The following is a 15,217-nucleotide window of genomic DNA, read 5'->3' as shown; positions in this document are numbered from 1 at the left end:
TTATGCCAGATGCTTCGTCAGGAAACTCAAGGAACGGGCACGCGCCTCCTGCGCGGCGGCGGCGTTGTAGGAGTCGCGTGCATCGCAGTTGAAGCCGTGGCCCGCGTCGTACCAGAAGATTTCAACCTCAGGATGTGCGGCCTTCACCTGCTCCGCGACCGATGCCGGGATATGGGTGTCGAGCTTGCCGAAGTGGAGCATTACCGGGGCAACAGGCGTTTCCGCGGCGTAGTTACCGATGTGTCCGCCGTAATAGCCGACGGCCACTGCGGGATGGAGCCGGGTTGTGGAAAGCCAGGCCATCGTTCCGCCGAAGCAATAGCCGATTACGCCAACTTTTTTGCCGGTTTCGGCGCGCAGGAACTCGATTGCGGCTGCGATGTCTTCGAGAGATTTGTCGGGATTGAGCTTGGGGACAAAGGTCATGGCTCGCTGCCGGTCCGCACCCTCGTAGCCTAACTCGACTCCGCGCTCGATGCGATCGAAGAGCGCCGGAGCAATTGCGAGAAAGCCATCCTTCGCATAGCCATCCGCGACGGAACGAATATGCGGATTGATCCCGAAAATCTCCTGCACGACGACCAGTCCGGCGATTGGTTCACCCTCGGGCCGGGCCACATAGGCGTTCAACTCGAAGCCATCGGCTGCCTTCAACATTACGTATTCACTCATCTCGATTCATCCTTCAAGGCCACTTTTGGGGCCAGGTTCAAGTATCGGCGATCGGGACTCGCCGCGCAGCCTTCGTACCGCGGATCGTTGTTGCAGGACTGTAAGGCAGTTGTCCGGAAGGAGGTTGCTTTACAGGCATTCTCCGAGCGCCTAAGATTTTGGCGACGGCCGGGAGGGTATTGCGCGATGCGTAGGATAGCCATCCTGTTGTTGCTGACCGGGATCGCACTGCCGTCCTGGGCCGCGAAACGCGTGGTTACTGTCGCGCAGTTGGAGAGTGCGCTGAACGAGGCTCGCGGCCAACGGGATAGCCGGGTTGCCGAAACGATCAGCGGAATGGAACTCAGCGAACGTCTGACTCCGGCCAGGCTTTCCCGCTGGCAGGCGCGGTTGCCGGGCGAGAAATCGCGAAGATCGCTGGAAGTGCTGGCCGACCTGTCGACCTTTCTCGATCCGCCCGCGGCGGAAATCCCAACTCGGCCGACGCCGGATTTTGCGGAGCAGTCCCGGATCATGGACCGGGCCGTGAATTACGCCAAGGAGACTTTGCACAAGCTGCCGAACTTCTTTGCCCGCCGGGACACGGTTTTGTACGAGGACAATCCTTCGCGCCGTCTGGAAGACATGGCCCGGATCGTGGTTCCTTACGAGCCGATCCACGAAGTCAACAAGACCAGCGTGACCGTGCTCTATCGCGACGGTGCGGAAGTGGTAGACGCGGGGCGCGTCAAGCGCGGGAAGTACGATCCGAATGCACGGACACTGACGACTCATGGGGTTTTCGGACCCATCCTCAGCAATACGCTGGTGGATGCTGGAAACGGCACGGTAACGTGGAGCCGCTGGGAGCAGGGCGCGAGCGGGCCAGAAGCTGTCTTCCACTTTTCTGTGCCGAGAAACAAATCCCACTATCAAGTAGCGTTCTGTTGCTTTGAGGACAACACGCGGGAGAATCGGGAGTTCCGGAAGATGTCCGGCTACCATGGAGAGATCGCCATCAATCCGGCGGACGGCTCCATTCTCCGGCTGACGTTAGTGGCGGATCTCGATCCCGCCGATCCGGTCGGAGTCTCGAACATCATGGTGGAGTATGCCCCGGTGGAGATCGGCGGCAGGAACTACATCTGCCCAATAAAAAGTGTCTCCGTCTGGGTCACGTCGCCCGAAGGCCCCAACGCTTTGCAGACGCTGCTGAACGACGTTGATTTTGCCCAGTATCACCTCTTCCGGTCGGAGGCGCACATCCTTTTCGGGAGCGATCCGGTGACGCCCTGATTTCCTTCCGACAGAAGGAAATTTCTCGATTTTTCACAAAGAAGTAAATATTAGAGTAAACGCTCTCTTAACGCCTTTTCGCCAGCAAACTCGCTACTTCCAGTGATTCAACAACTCGCCCCGCGCGCCGGATACAGTTTCACAGGAGATCCGCTTTGCGATTTCCGCTTGACAACGTAACAGCAAAGGGCGTAAACATTTGTCGCTTGAGAAAACGATTGCTGGGCGGGGATGAACGCGATTCTCTGTTGCTTGCGATGCCTGTCTGCGGGGCTTCTTATGTCGTTGGTGCCGAAGTTGAGCACAGTGCGTATGGAGGGAGGCGGAAGCATTCCTCTGTCAGGACTGCGATCACGGCAGGCATAACGAATAATGGGCCAGGCGGCAAGCAGGTGAAACGAGAGTTGCCTGCGGAATGCATCCTCCTCGCAATCGTTCTCTTTGGCGCACAGCTTGAATGGAAATGGATACGGCTTTCAGCGAAAGACCCTGAAAACGATTCCATCGTGTAGGGAACGACAAGAAACTTGGACCGGCAAGTGAAACTTCCCGTACCTCATCTTGCCAAATCAGCACTTATCCAGACCTGCTAACCGTGTAATGAACGCACAAACAAAAGCACGGAGTCGAACCGAAGGACCTTTTAGAAAACGTTTGCTCAGGAGGCAGACTATGACTCATCTCCCATTCCAGAATCGTCGCAACGCAGCGAGACCCACATGGAGATCTCGGCCGTTCTGGTTAGTATTCGTCGCAATGTTGCTCAGCATGCCGTTCGCGGCCAGGGGACAGGACAACGCCACAATCAACGGAACTGTTGCCGATGCCAGCGGAGCGGTGGTTCCGAATGCCGCCGTCTCGCTGACCAACCCGGCAACCGGTCAGGTCAGAGAAGGCGTATCGAACAGCGCTGGAGCGTATCGATTCGCAAACCTCGGCGTCGGCACCTATACGCTGACCGCTTCCGCGAACGGATTCCAGAAATACACCAAGACGGACATCGTGGTGAACGTCGCCCAATCCCTCGAAGAAGATGTTTCCCTCACCGTGGGCAGCCAGTCGCAGACGGTAACGGTGGCGGCGGAATCGTTGCAGGTGCAGAGCGAAACGAGTGAAGTCAGCACGCTGATGAGCGGTGAGCAGGTTTCCGAGTTGGCGACCAACGGCCGCAATGTGACCTCTCTTGCCGCGCTCGGGCTGGGCGTCTCGAACAACCTGCCTCCATTCGGAGGCGTCAACGCGCTGACCTCCGCGAATGGCATCAGCTTCAACGGAACCCGTTCGACGCATAACATCTACCTTCTCGATGGCGGCGAGCAGAATGATCGCGGATGCGGCGGCTGCTTCATGAACCTGCCCTCGCAGGATGCGCTGGCCGAGTTCCAGACGCTGGATAGCAACTACAGCCCTGATTACGGCATTGGCTCCGGCGGAACGATCCTCATGGTGCTCAAGTCCGGCACGCATGACTTCCATGGGGAAGTGTATGAGTTCAACCGCAATACGGACTACGACGCCTCCGACTACTTCAGCAAGAGCACACCGAAGTTTCAGTTGAACGAGCCGGGCGGCAACATCGGCGGGCCGGTTTGGATTCCGCATGTGTATAACAACGATCGCAACAGGACGTTCTTCTTTGTGAATGAAGAGTGGCGCAGGCTGATTCAGGGCAGTTCGCCTTCGATCAGCAACGCGATTCTGGCGAATAACTTCCCGACGGCCGGATCGTCACTGGCCTATACGATTCCAGCCGGTGGACCAACCCCGGTCGTTCCAGTAACCACCGATCCTGCCAAACTTGCCCTCTATGGTGCCGATGGATTGACGGCCGGGAGTCCCTTCCCAGGCAATGTCATTCCCGCCAACCTGATCGACCCGAACGCGGTCCTGTTGCTCAACCAGGGCACCTTTCCGAAGCCGAATTACAACAACGGCACTCAGTACATTGCTACCATCCCGCAGCCGACCCAAGTCCGCGAAGACGTGGTTCGCATTGACCACGCTATCAGCAGCAAGTATCAGTTGATGGGCCACTATCTTCATGACACGCTGGCGCAGTCGTACTTCCCGCCGTTGTGGGGCGACAGCACGTATCCGACCGTGGGCACAGCCATGACCAATCCGTCGTATACGGCGGTGATCAAGCTGACCCAGACCTATTCGCCCAACCTGCTCAACGAAACCGCGTTTCTGTACAGCGGCAACAAGATCACCCTCACGCCCATCAACGGGAGCGGCACATTTGCGCAGCCCAGCGGATGGACGGCTACCAGCTTCTTCCCGATCGCCGACAACTTCCTGACCAAGATGCCGGAGATCGACCTGCAGGGCTCGCCGCTGAATGTGAACTGGAGCCCGAGCTATTATCCGTGGAAAAACGGCTACGAAGGCTTCGAGTACAGGGATGATCTCTCCTGGACCAAGGGGCGGCACCAGTTGAAGTTTGGCGCCAGCATTCTGCACGACTACAAGAACCAGCAACTGCAGGCCAACACCAATGGGACTGCTCAGTTCAATTCGAGCCAGTTCTCGGGGGATTCGTATATCAATTTCCTCCTCGGCGAGGCCTCCAACTTTTCGCAGCTGCAGTATCTTGCGGGCAAGCACTGGGTCAATAACAACTACGGTTTCTACGTGAACGACAACTGGCACATCACGCCGCGCCTGACCCTCAACATCGGGCTTCGCTACGATGGATTGCCGCATGCCTTTGAACGCTACAACCAGTTCGCAAACTTTGTGCCCGCGGACTATCTGTTTTCGCTCGGCAATCCGGTCACGTCGGCTGGTACTCTGACACCTTCGTCGCTTTCGACCTTCAGCGGCACAGGGAGCCAGGCGTTCTATCTCAACGGCATTGAGGAAGCAGGAGTGAATGGCTTCCCGCGCGGAAACGTGAAGAACTATTACGATACCGTGGAACCCCGAGTGGGCTTTGCCGACGATCTTACCGGCAATGGAAAGACAGTGCTTCGAGGTGGAGTTGGATTGTTCTACGAGCGCGTCCAGGGCAACGATGTTTACAACGCAGCCTTGAATCCGCCCTTTGCGTACATTCCCTCCGCAAACAACGTTTACTTTTCCAACCCCAACACCAGCGCTTTAACCGGCGTCACGACCTCCGAAACCTTTCCTTCGAACCTGACGAGCATCAAGTACAACTATCCCCCTCCGGGGACGGCGAATTTCAGCCTCGGAATCCAGCGGGAGATTGCCCCTTCCGTTGTCGCGGTGGTGCAGTATGTCGGCTCTTTGGGCTGGGACCAGAACGATGACCGGTCGGTCAATACCTTGCCGTTGGCCAACCAGGATCCGGCAAGCCCCGGCAATCCTTACTACGACCGGCAGGGTGTAGCTGGCAAACTGCCTAATCCAGCAGTGCCCGGCTCGTTCCTGACCCTGAATGCAAACCAGTATCGAAATTACCCCGGCTTCGGCACCATTACCCAGGAGGAGAACGAGACCAACTTCAAATACAGCTCGTTCCAGGCCGGCATCCGACTGGAGAACCGGCATGGGCTAACCACGCAGGTGGCCTACACCTACGGTCATAACATCGACGAGGTGAGCAACGATCTCAACGGGCTCTCCAATCCGTATAACCCGAAGTATGACTACGGTTCGGACACATCGTTCGATCGCCGTCACATCTTCAATGTGAACTACATCTACACTCTTCCATTCTTCGCGAAGAGCTCGAACACTCTGGCCCGCGAGACTCTGGGTGGCTGGTCCATCTCGGGAATCACGGTCGCGGAATCGGGATTGCCTCTGTATGTCACGTATACCGGCTCCGACACGCTCGGCCTGGGCGGCGGCACCAACAACCGTCCGGACCTGGTGGCGAAGGTGAGTTATCCGAAGAAGGTGGGCGCGTGGTTCAGCACCAGTTCCTTTGCCGATCCACTTGCACCCTGGGCCGGCGGCGCGAACCAGGGCTTTGGCACCGCAGGAAAGGACTCGGTCACAGGGCCGGGAATCTTCAACTGGAATCTGTCCCTGTTCAAGTCCATTCCACTCACGGCTCACGAAGGCCCGAAGATAGAGCTGCGCTTCGAGTCCTTCAATACCTTCAACCACACGAGCTTCCAGGGCGTCGATACGGGCTCGCATGACGGGAACTTTGGTCAGGTAACCAACGACTACGGTCCGCGTACCTTGCAGCTTGGCGGGAAGTTTAAGTTCTAATCTGTTACCTTCCCTTTGGCGCAGCAATGGGTTAACCATTGCTGCGCTTCTTTCTTCGCGCGGCATTGCGCGCCCTGCTTCTGGCAGGCGACAATGCCGTTGGAGACGTGCGTGAAGCATTCTGTTCAACCGCGGCTTGTTCTGATTGTGGCGCTGATGGTAGCGGCCGCCCTATGTCAGGGCCAGACGGCAGATACTTTGGAGCAGCAGCGCCAGGCAGCTTTTGCCCTTGAACAGCAGGGCAAAACCGTCGAGGCGGAAAGCGCGTGGCGCGCCGTCCTGAAGACGCGGCCGGCCTACGCGGAGGCTTACGCCCATCTTGGCTTTCTCGAAGGCCGCCAGGAGCACTACAAGGAGGCTGTGCCGCTGTATCGCAAGGCATTCGCGCTCGATCCTGCAATGCCGGGATTGAAGATGAACCTCGGTCTCGCATTATTCAAGTCCGGCGCGCTACGCGAGGCGATTGACATATTCACTCCGCTGCTCAAGAGCGCGTCACCTTCGTCGCCGGAGGCGCTGCGCCTTACCACGCTGATCGGCATAGCACGCTATGGGCTGGGAGAGTATGCGGCTGCAGTGCCTGCTCTGAAGGAGGCTACGGCAGCCGACCCGCAGGACCTTCCTTTTCGGCTGATGCTGGCGCAGAGCTGTCTTGCTTCAAAGCAGTATCCCTGCGTTCTGGATACATATCACGAGATATTGCTGTTGAATGCCGAGTCGGCCGAGGCCGATATGCTTGCAGGCGAGGCGATGGATGAGATGAAGGATCATGCCGGAGCCATTCAGCAGTTTCGCGCGGCGGTCAAGGCAGATCCGAAGGTGCCGAATGTGCACTTCGGCCTGGGATATCTGCTATGGAGCCAGGGCCAGTATGACGAAGCAGCGCCGGAGTTTCAGGCGGAGCTGGCCAATGTTCCGGACAGCGTGCAGGCGATTGCTTATCTCGCGGACGCTCAGGTGCAACTGGGCAATGTGGACGCCGCGCGTCCGTTGATTGAGCGGGCGATTCGACTGGACTCTGCGATGGAGCTGCCGCATCTCGATCTGGGGATACTGAATGCAGATGCGGGCCATCGCGAAGATGCGCTTGGCGAACTCAAGATCGCCACAAAGCTCAATCCGAACGACGTGAATGCGCACTGGCGGCTGGCGCGGCTCTATCAGGCGATGGGCCGGAAGGACGAGGCGAAGGTCGAGTTCGACAAGACGAGCAGCCTGCACAAGGCTGAGAATGCCACGATCTTTGAACAGCTCGACAGGGCGCGCGCGAAAGGCAAGCCGGCGGATGGTGCAGAAGGCGCGCCGGCGAATCCTTAGATCACATATAAATCGACATACTCATGCACTGGCATCTTCTCGAGGATTGACTGGTCGAGAGATACATAGAGTATCTTCGATTGTTGTTTCGCAGGGAAGCGTCGCGCGAGATTGGTGCGGAATTTTGCCTCTAACAAGGGGATGCCGTCTGCGCGCCGCCGCTTATGACCAATCGGATACTCGACGGTCTCTTCGAGCACTGTGCCATCGGCTAACTCAATGCGCAATGAGTTGGCGATTGAGCGCCTTTCGGGATTGTGGTAGTCGGCGGTGAACTGCTGTACTTCCGCGGTTTCCATCTTCTCGCGCAGTGAATCGATGCGCGGGTCCGAGGCTACGCGGTCTTCGTAGTCAGCGGCCGTAAGCCTGCCGAAGAGCAACGGAATTGCAATCATGTATTGGATGCAATGGTCGCGGTCAGCGGGATTGTTCAGCGGGCCGCGCTTGTCGATGATGCGCAGGCAGGCTTCGTGCGTGCGAATGGTGATGCGTTGAATATCTTCAGCGGATCGGCCCGCCGCTAGTAACTTGCCATGCAAGGTCATGGCTGCTTCGACAGCGGTCTGCGAATGAAACTCCGCGGGGTAACTGATCTTGAAGAGGACATTCTCCATCACATAGGAGCCATAGGGCCGCTGGAAGCGAAATTCCTGGCCTTTGAAAGAGACATCGTAAAAGCCCCATGTCTTGGCGGTCAATACCGACGGATAACCCATCTCGCCGGTCTTTGCGATGAGCGCGAGACGCACGGCGCGGCTCGTTGCGTCTCCAGCGGCCCAGCTCTTGCGCGAGCCAGTGTTGGGCGCGTGGCGATAGGTGCGCAGGCTTTGTCCATCGACCCACGCGAGCGAGACGGCTGCGATGCATTCTTCGCGCGTTAGGCCAAGCAACTGCGCGACGACCGCAGTGGAGGCTACCTTCACGAGCACGACATGATCGAGGCCAACTTTGTTGAACGAGTTTTCGAGCGCAATGCAGCCTTGAATCTCGTGCGCTTTGATCATCGCGGTGAGGACCTGCTTCATGAGCAGCGGCGGCTTGCCTGAGGCAACTGCCGTGCGCGAGAGCCAGTCGGCGACGGCGAGGATGCCGCCGAGGTTGTCCGATGGATGGCCCCATTCAGCGGCTAGCCAGGTGTCATTGAAGTCGAGCCAGCGAATCATGGTTCCGATGTTGAAAGCGGCCTGCACTGGATCGAGTTGAAACTGTGTGCCGGGGACTTTCGCGCCGTTGGGCACGATAGTTCCGGGAATGATAGGGCCGAGTAACTTGGTACATGCCGGATACTCAAGCGCTTCGAGTCCACAGCCGAGGGTGTCGATGAGGCAATGACGCGCAGTTTGGTAGGCTAACTCGCTTTGTATCTCGTAAGACTGGACATAGTCGACGATATCGACAATTACTTTGTCAGGATTGGGGCGTTCATTACTGATAGGTGCGGACACATGTTCTCCAACTACGTTGAGTTGCTACTCGGACGAGACTTACTTTCGTTCGTTCAGGGGAATGAATTTGAGATTTTCGGGGCCGGTGTAATTGGCCGAAGGACGAATGATTTTGCCGTCGATGCGCTGCTCGATGATGTGCGCGCTCCATCCTGCCGTGCGCGCGATCACGAAGAGCGGCGTGAACATTGCGGTCGGCACCTGCATCTGGTAGTAGCTGACAGCGCTGAACCAGTCGAGGTTGGGAAACATCTTCTTGGTCGACCACATGACTGACTCCAACCGCTCTGCGATGTCGAACATCTTCATGCTGCCTGCTTCGACCGATAACTGCCGCGCCACTTCCTTGATAACTTTGTTGCGCGGGTCGGAGACGGTGTAGACCGGATGGCCAAAGCCGATGACGACTTCCTTCGCTTCGACGCGGCGGCGAATGTCCGCTTCGGCTTCGTCGGGGTTGTCGTAGCGCTTCTGGATTTCGAAGGCGACTTCGTTTGCGCCGCCATGCTTTGGGCCGCGCAACGCGCCGATAGCGCCGGTAATGCAGGAAAAGATATCCGAGCCGGTGCCGGCGATGACGCGGCCCGTAAAGGTGGAAGCATTAAACTCATGCTCCGCGTAGAGATTGAGGCTGGTGTGCATCGCACGCACCCATGACTGCGATGGAGCTGAACCATGCAGCAGATGCAGAAAATGTCCGCCAATGGAGTCGTCGTCAGTCTCGATATCAATGCGGCGTCCGTTGACGGCGTAGTGATACCAGTAGAGGAGCATCGAGCCCTGCGAGGCCATCAGGCGATCGGCGATGTCGCGCGCGCCAGCCTGGCTGTGGTCCGCGGCCTCCGGCAGGACGCACCCCAGCATCGAGACGCCGGTGCGCAGCACGTCCATCGGATGCGCGGCTGCGGGGATCTGTTCGAGCACCGCTTTGACAGCGACGGGAATGCCTCTAAGCTGCTTCAGTTTTGCGCGGTATGCCGCGAGTTCCGAAACGTTGGGCAACTTGCCGTGCACCAGTAGATGCGCGATCTCTTCGAATTCGCAGGTATTCGCGATATCGAGAATGTCGTAGCCGCGATAATGCAGATCATTCCCGCTTCTTCCCACTGTGCAGAGCGCCGTATTGCCCGCTGGCGTACCCGAGAGTGCCACGGACTTCTTTGGCTTGAATGCTACCGGCTGCTCAACTGCCGAGACTTCACTCATCGCATCTCTCCCATTTCAATCCAATCAGGACTGCTTTGCTTTCGCAAACAATCTGTCGAGCTTCTGCTCGTACTCGTGGTATCCGAGGAACCGGTAGAGTTCCTCTCGCGTCTGCATTGTGTCGATTACGCCGCGCTGCGTACCCTCTGTGCGGATCGTCTCATAGACATTGAGCGCGGCGGCGTTCATTGCGCGATAGGCCGCGCAGCAGTACAGGACAATATCCACGCCTGCGGATGCGAGCTCGTCCTTTGTATACAGCGGTGTGTGGCCGAATTCCGTGATATTTGCGAGGATCGGAACACCCGCAGCCGCTTTGAACTTTGGGTATAAGGCGAGATCCGTCACCGCCTCGGCAAAGATCATATCCGCGCCAGCCTCCACGTAGGCAGCGCAGCGATCAAGAGCCGCCTGCAGGCCTTCGCCGGCCAGCGCGTCGGTGCGGGCCATCACAACGAACTGCGGATCGGTACGGGCGTCCACGGCGGCCTTGATGCGATCGACCATCTCTTCGGCGGCGACCAGTTCCTTGCCTGGGCGGTGGCCACAGCGCTTGGTTCCTACCTGATCCTCGATGTGCACCGCTGCGACTCCCGCTTTGATCATCGATCGGATGGTGCGCGCAATGTTGAATGCTCCGCCCCAGCCGGTGTCGATGTCGACCAGCAGTGGCAGCGCGGTCGCGTCGGTAATGCGTCGCGCATCGATGAGCACATCTTCCATCGTGCTGATGCCGAGATCGGGTATGCCGAGGGAATTGGCCGCAACGCCGCCGCCGCTGAGGTAGAGCGCCTGAAAGCCGGTGGCCTCGGCCATGCGCGCCGTATACGCGGTAATGGTTCCCACCGCTTGAAGCGGTTTTTCCCGGTTGACAGCACTGCGAAACTTTGCGCCCGCGCTGTCACTTGTCTGGTTTGCAATCATGGTCAACTGGTTTCCTGCGTCTCCGTCTCCAACTACTGTAGATCGTCAGGCGGCTGGGAAGAAACTATTCCCGGCAGCATGCCAGATTGGCGAAGAGACACGGCGGGAAAACGGTTCCGCAGAGGTCGTTTGTGACAACGCTTACGGCAAGAACTTTGTGAGTTGCGTGCAATGTCTTTTCGTGTTGGCTGGAGAAAATGTTTCCCGACTGCTAATAGGTAAGGCGCGCATCTGAGAGGAGGAAGTTACATCTTTCAGGAGTCCAGTGGAGAGTCGAGAATTTTTAGACGAGATGGGATGTCATCGCTAAGGCCACAGAGAATCTGTTGCTTTATGTCTCCAAAACATGTAACTCGCAATTACCAGAATGGGACAGAAGTACGATCTGTCTCGTTTTTGTCTAATCTTAAACAGGAGAATTTTATTTCGTGACATAGAATCGCACATCAGAGGTACATATCCGGTACGTCGGAGAATGTCGATGGCGCAGTTGGACGCGATCTTACCGGCTTTGAACCGAGGTTGGAGCGTGCGGCGGGAGGAATGGGAGCCTGTCGCCAGGATGTTTGTTTTCAGAGATGCACTGATGTGCCAGAGCGGAAACTCAAGTCCATGGCACCATTCCTTGACGTGGGGCGAACTTATCGCTTCAGACTGGGAACTGTTTCGTCTTCAAACTTCCGTCGATCAAACGAATGAAATCCCGGTCTTATCCGCACCAGTTTCAGGTTCCAAGGAGCGGACTTTGTTGCCTGTGTTCTCCGGCGGGGGCCCACGCTTAGACCGGGCCCTCGCACGATTTATTATTTCGTGGTGGAATCGCCGGTAATTGACGAGCTTCCAGGAAGATAGATTATTCTGCTCGCTCCTCCGCGGTTCCGGGCTGCGGAGGAGATAACTTAATGCGGTGGGAGATGTAACTCCGGTCATCGTTTGCGCCGCGAAGTTAGCAATAGATATATTTGCCTGCGCTGAATCATGGTGAGGAAAGCTAATTCTCAATCTCCGATAGATCCAGGTCTGGTAAGTTGGAGATCTTCAGCGCATCCTTCAGAAACTGAATCGGAGCCATGCCCGCGATATCCCACCCGATAAAGGACGTAGACTGGACCCCGATCACAACAGCTCTACTGGGGCCGTTGGACGCGCTGCTTGCACCGTTCGGCACATACAGGATGGGCGATCCACTGTTACCCGGCACGAGACTCGCCGCGATCATCCATTCCGACGCTTGAATTTCCCGGCCGTTCGGGCAGCCTTTGAAGCCAATCTTCTCCTGCGGACGGCTGGAGACATAGCCAAATTTGAAGATGGGATAATTGCGTTTTTTCCCCGAGGCTCCTGGAAACAACCCGGCAGATACAATCTGCGATCCCGTATCCATGGTGTCGAGCTCGACGGCTTTCGGGAATTCGTTCAATCCAATGACGTTATAGTCGGCGCCTAACGCATCGATCTTGCCGGCGTTCAACAGGATGAACGCGAGGTCCGCCGAGTCGTCGTTGGGCATGATCCACTTGAAGCCCTTCAGAGGATCGCCGGGCAGGTCATAGTCCACGGTTCCTGATTCATCCGTCTTTGCGTCGAAGACTTTCTTGTTGAATCGCGCGACGATGCCCTGGTTTTTGGCTGGGCACCCGGTCCAGAACGGATCGACGATATGGCGAGCCGTTACCAGGAAGATATACTTGCGATTGGGTTTTGTCTTGCTTGGAATGCCGATCAGAAATCCGGTTCCATCGGGCTGCGTCCGGCCGTCGGCACCCCGCGCATAGAGGAAGACGATGGATTTGCGAACGGCTTCAAAATTGACCTGGAATCCGTTCTGTCCAATAGCAGATGCGCAGAGCAGGCTCAACAGCGCCGCCAGGACCAACGTTCGCAATCTTGCGTGCATAGGCTGAGCCCTCGTTCTCGATCCTGGCGCTATTTTGGCGTGCGTGTCGGATTGTAGAGAATCTTCGATTCGCTGCGCAAATCACTTCGGCGACTCATCTTTGCCCGGCTGATCCCACGGCACATCTTTTTGCGGAAAGAGAAACGGCGACTTGGTCAGCAGATGCGACAGAATGCGGTGCGCTATCTTAACCGACTGCTCGACTTCGGCGTCCCATTCCGGCTGGGAGGCCGTGTCGCACGCGATGCGCGACCACTTCGCGGTGCGAATTGCGAGAATGAGGCTGCTGGCGATGAGCAGCGCCGGCCCCATCTTTGACAGATCGGTTTCGCGGCGGTACCCGGCAATCTCCATAAAATGGATTATAGGCGAATAAAAGGAGAAAATTATCCACTGCAAAGATCGAACGCAGTCGCTTTCGTAACTCTTTAAGCGGGGGTATGCTTGTAGTCGGAGATGTATCGATGGAACAGCTTACGGAGTCTCCGCAAACGGCGACTCTTAAGGTTCTCGTGATCGACGACAACGAGGCTCATGCGGAGGGCCTCGCCGAATTGCTGGGCCTTGCCGGCTTCGAGGCGACGCACGTACTGACTGGCGCCGAGGGCATCGAGACGGCGCGCAGGCTCTCGGTCGACGCAGTTCTACTCGATATGAATCTGCCGGACATGAACGGATTTGAGGTCTGCCGCAGGCTTCGCCGTGATCCGCAGACGACCAATATCGCGGTCGTATTCCACACCGCGCAGGGCTCCGTGCCTGGCGCGCGGCACGAGGGAGACGCATTCCTGACCTACCCAGTGGCGATGAGCGAGGTTTATTCGGTGATTCGGGCCAGTGTGGAGCGCCGCAAAAACCGCTTCGGGAAGATCGTCGAGTGGCCTGCCTGAGACTGGGGAGGCCGATAGCGCATCGGTGCCGTCCAAGAATATTCTTCGACGGCCATAGTTGCTTTTCCCGGAAATAAAATGTGCAAGGTGCGGGCCCAGAGCGGGCCGTGCCTTCCAGGGTAGATTATGCCGTTGACCTTGGGCTAACTCCGTTTGTTTATAATGATCTGCGTCCGCGGGCATGCGTTCGAACAGTAATGCCGCCGGAGGGGGAGTTTGGGCAATGAGCACGCAGGCAGACATTCTCAATGACGCCGTGGCAGACATCGGTCAGCAGTATTACTGGGAGCCTTCACCGAACACACTCTATGCATGGGCCACCGGCGATATCGCCAACCCTGCCGCCCAGTTGGGAACGACCTCGGAATTGGCCATCAATTGCTATACCTGGCCGCTGCTGCTGGCGGTCAATCGCGGATATCTCACCAAAGCGAATGTCAAGTCAATCATCGGAAAGACGATCGATAACAAGGCGGATAAAACCCCCTACGCTTTCACTACCTCGTCGGTCACCCAGTTGTGGACAGACTGGAAGTCCTTTCCTGGAAGCTGGTGGCGGCCCCGCGCGGGCGATCTGGTCTTCTTTGAGGGGTTAATTGGAGGCTTGTTAGGTCACGTTGCTATCTCTACCGGGAATATCGTCCACGATGAATCCGAGGTCATCAGCTTCGGCCATGGACTGACTGTTCCGCAGTTGACGGCTGTTGCACGTACAACAATAGAAAGGATCCGAACCGGATATCTTTCGATTCGTTTCCTGACGCCTTCCTGGCCGTGAATTCCTGGCCATAAAGACATCGGCGAAATCGGGAGTCGTTGTTCAGAAACCTTCAGAGCTGTCTTCGAGAGAGTGGGAGTCCGATTTGAATTTTCCAGTCGCCGGGTCATAGCCCGTGCAGTCCTTGTAAATCGACTGCGCGAAATCCCGACAGTCTCCCCGACTGTAGAACCGCATAGATCTGCGTGTGTTCCTGAATACCTGGTAGAGGTGTTGCACGGTAAATGGCTGCTTGCTCGGATGGGTCTTATTGCTACAAAGTTCGGGCATGCTGTGCACTATCCCCTCTTTGTCTACATGAGTCGAGTCAGCTCCTATCTGGAAGGTATCAGCCGCGTTAGTTCGCGAGATCCGTATGAGCTTCCCTGATTCCAGAACGCAGATAAGCTCCTGATGGGCGCCACTTGACCACGAGCCCCGGAGAATCACCAGAACTACTTTTTCGTTCTTAACAGATTCGATGCTTTCGCCCTTGAGGAGCTTTACGACTTTCCGCTCGCCGCCCCGGTCGTCGTCATCGCCGCCACCGCCACCACTCAAGAGATCGTCAACGTCTTTCTCCATTTGCCCCTCCCTGGAGAGTGTCTTAGTTTCGCTGAGATCGAAGAGTCACTTCGGCTCCCGC

The 15,217-nt window shown here is 57.1% G+C and carries 13 protein-coding genes; 6 read left to right on the top strand and 7 right to left on the bottom strand.

What is annotated here, in order from left to right; genetic code table 11:
- The gene (locus OHL23_RS16595; protein WP_263353028.1) at positions 1-672 is read right to left on the bottom strand and encodes a dienelactone hydrolase family protein; all 672 of its coding nucleotides are present in this window, start codon (positions 670-672) and stop codon (positions 1-3) included.
- Positions 673-858: 186 nt separating this feature from the next.
- On the opposite strand from OHL23_RS16595, the gene OHL23_RS16590 reads away from it, so the two are divergent.
- The 4 genes from OHL23_RS16590 (at position 859) to OHL23_RS16575 (ending at position 7,452) form a co-directional block, all read left to right on the top strand.
- Complete coding sequence (locus OHL23_RS16590; protein WP_263353027.1) at positions 859-1,947, top strand: hypothetical protein; 1,089 nt, start codon at positions 859-861, stop codon at positions 1,945-1,947.
- A 155-nt stretch (positions 1,948-2,102) separates the two neighbouring features.
- Positions 2,103-2,459 carry a hypothetical protein gene (locus OHL23_RS16585; protein WP_263353026.1) on the top strand — a complete coding sequence of 119 codons (357 nt, stop codon included), beginning with the start codon at positions 2,103-2,105 and terminating at the stop codon, positions 2,457-2,459.
- 160 nt (positions 2,460-2,619) lie between these two features.
- Complete coding sequence (locus OHL23_RS16580) at positions 2,620-6,135, top strand: TonB-dependent receptor (RefSeq protein WP_263353025.1); 3,516 nt, start codon at positions 2,620-2,622, stop codon at positions 6,133-6,135.
- Positions 6,136-6,246: 111 nt separating this feature from the next.
- Positions 6,247-7,452, top strand: a complete 1,206-nt coding sequence (locus tag OHL23_RS16575; protein ID WP_263353024.1) for a tetratricopeptide repeat protein — start codon at positions 6,247-6,249, stop codon at positions 7,450-7,452.
- Here the strand turns inward: OHL23_RS16575 and OHL23_RS16570 are convergent.
- The 5 genes from OHL23_RS16570 to OHL23_RS16550 form a co-directional block, all read right to left on the bottom strand.
- Entirely contained in the window at positions 7,449-8,897 is a 1,449-nt protein-coding gene (locus tag OHL23_RS16570) for a bifunctional 2-methylcitrate dehydratase/aconitate hydratase (RefSeq protein WP_263353023.1), read from the bottom strand. The genes OHL23_RS16575 and OHL23_RS16570 overlap by 4 nt on opposite strands.
- Positions 8,898-8,936: 39 nt before the next feature.
- The gene (prpC, locus tag OHL23_RS16565; protein WP_263353022.1) at positions 8,937-10,103 is read right to left on the bottom strand and encodes a bifunctional 2-methylcitrate synthase/citrate synthase; all 1,167 of its coding nucleotides are present in this window, start codon (positions 10,101-10,103) and stop codon (positions 8,937-8,939) included.
- A gap of 24 nt (positions 10,104-10,127) precedes the next feature.
- Complete coding sequence (prpB, locus tag OHL23_RS16560) at positions 10,128-11,027, bottom strand: methylisocitrate lyase (RefSeq protein WP_263353256.1); 900 nt, start codon at positions 11,025-11,027, stop codon at positions 10,128-10,130.
- Positions 11,028-12,018: 991 nt separating this feature from the next.
- Entirely contained in the window at positions 12,019-12,924 is a 906-nt protein-coding gene (locus tag OHL23_RS16555; protein ID WP_263353021.1) for a S1 family peptidase, read from the bottom strand.
- 81 nt (positions 12,925-13,005) lie between these two features.
- The gene (locus tag OHL23_RS16550) at positions 13,006-13,278 is read right to left on the bottom strand and encodes a hypothetical protein (protein WP_263353020.1); all 273 of its coding nucleotides are present in this window, start codon (positions 13,276-13,278) and stop codon (positions 13,006-13,008) included.
- A gap of 110 nt (positions 13,279-13,388) precedes the next feature.
- Between OHL23_RS16550 and OHL23_RS16545 the strand changes: the two genes are divergently transcribed.
- Together OHL23_RS16545 and OHL23_RS16540 are read left to right on the top strand one after the other, a co-directional pair.
- A complete protein-coding gene (locus OHL23_RS16545; protein ID WP_263353019.1) occupies positions 13,389-13,814 on the top strand; it encodes a response regulator in 426 nt (141 codons plus the stop codon).
- 223 nt (positions 13,815-14,037) lie between these two features.
- Positions 14,038-14,592 carry a hypothetical protein gene (locus OHL23_RS16540; RefSeq protein ID WP_263353018.1) on the top strand — a complete coding sequence of 185 codons (555 nt, stop codon included), beginning with the start codon at positions 14,038-14,040 and terminating at the stop codon, positions 14,590-14,592.
- Between the two features lie 42 nt (positions 14,593-14,634).
- Here the strand turns inward: OHL23_RS16540 and OHL23_RS16535 are convergent, their stop codons facing one another.
- Positions 14,635-15,156: a hypothetical protein gene (locus tag OHL23_RS16535; protein WP_263353017.1), complete on the bottom strand. Its 522-nt coding sequence runs from the start codon at positions 15,154-15,156 to the stop codon at positions 14,635-14,637.
- Between the last annotated feature and the right edge of the window lie 61 nt (positions 15,157-15,217).

The sequence above is a fragment of the Acidicapsa acidisoli genome (assembly GCF_025685625.1).
Classification (GTDB): Bacteria; Acidobacteriota; Terriglobia; order Terriglobales; family Acidobacteriaceae; genus Acidicapsa; species Acidicapsa acidisoli.
This window is presented reverse-complemented; position numbering and strand designations above follow the sequence as displayed.

What these genes read in the sequence shown, in the direction of transcription:
- OHL23_RS16555 (WP_263353021.1), bottom strand. Translation starts at nt 12,924, where the DNA reads ATGCACGCAAGATTGCGAACGTTGGTCCTGGCGGCGCTGTTGAGCCTG.
- OHL23_RS16535 (WP_263353017.1), bottom strand. Translation starts at nt 15,156, where the DNA reads ATGGAGAAAGACGTTGACGATCTCTTGAGTGGTGGCGGTGGCGGCGAT.
- OHL23_RS16545 (WP_263353019.1), top strand. Translation starts at nt 13,389, where the DNA reads ATGGAACAGCTTACGGAGTCTCCGCAAACGGCGACTCTTAAGGTTCTC.
- OHL23_RS16590 (WP_263353027.1), top strand. Translation starts at nt 859, where the DNA reads ATGCGTAGGATAGCCATCCTGTTGTTGCTGACCGGGATCGCACTGCCG.
- OHL23_RS16550 (WP_263353020.1), bottom strand. Translation starts at nt 13,278, where the DNA reads ATGGAGATTGCCGGGTACCGCCGCGAAACCGATCTGTCAAAGATGGGG.
- prpC (WP_263353022.1), bottom strand. Translation starts at nt 10,103, where the DNA reads ATGAGTGAAGTCTCGGCAGTTGAGCAGCCGGTAGCATTCAAGCCAAAG.
- OHL23_RS16595 (WP_263353028.1), bottom strand. Translation starts at nt 672, where the DNA reads ATGAGTGAATACGTAATGTTGAAGGCAGCCGATGGCTTCGAGTTGAAC.
- OHL23_RS16540 (WP_263353018.1), top strand. Translation starts at nt 14,038, where the DNA reads ATGAGCACGCAGGCAGACATTCTCAATGACGCCGTGGCAGACATCGGT.
- OHL23_RS16580 (WP_263353025.1), top strand. Translation starts at nt 2,620, where the DNA reads ATGACTCATCTCCCATTCCAGAATCGTCGCAACGCAGCGAGACCCACA.
- prpB (WP_263353256.1), bottom strand. Translation starts at nt 11,027, where the DNA reads ATGATTGCAAACCAGACAAGTGACAGCGCGGGCGCAAAGTTTCGCAGT.